Source organism: Verminephrobacter aporrectodeae subsp. tuberculatae At4 (assembly GCF_000193225.1).
In the GTDB taxonomy this organism is placed as follows: Bacteria; Pseudomonadota; Gammaproteobacteria; order Burkholderiales; family Burkholderiaceae_C; genus Acidovorax; species Acidovorax aporrectodeae.
Genome location: NZ_AFAL01000893.1, coordinates 1 through 426, shown reverse-complemented (window position 1 = coordinate 426; position 426 = coordinate 1). Strand labels below are relative to the sequence as shown.

Below are 426 nucleotides of genomic sequence, written 5' to 3'. Positions count from 1 at the left end.
CGATCCGAGTTGAAGAAACTGCTGAGACCAGGATTTATTCGTCTTACCAACGAACCTCTGATCCAGGCAACCAGCCCCCCGGTGGACTTCGGACCGAGGTATGCGCCCCTGCTCAATGGGTCATGGGTTATCCCAACAATAAGGAGCTGATCAACAGCTCGGACGGCCTGACGAGCATTCCCGCCGCCGTGGTGAACAACACCGGCCGCATCCCCGGCGACAGCATCGCCATCACCGGCGCAAGCAACAACCGCCCCGGTGCGGGCCGCGGCGCTGCCATCGCCTCGCTTTGCTCGAAGCTGCTCGCGCTGGTGCTTTCCTGCGCCGTCGGGATGTTCCCGTGCGGCGGGGGCGCGGCGATCAACGGCCCGCTGCACAACACCGACGGCGCGGGCCAGCTGGCGACGATCACCACGTCGCTGACGC

General features: G+C 65.3%; 1 protein-coding gene. It reads left to right on the top strand.

Annotated features, from left to right (window positions below; all coding sequences use genetic code 11):
- Positions 1-122 precede the first annotated feature (122 nt).
- Positions 123-426: hypothetical protein (locus VTU_RS29745; RefSeq protein WP_010109235.1), on the top strand; the 304-nt coding region annotated here is incomplete at its 3' end.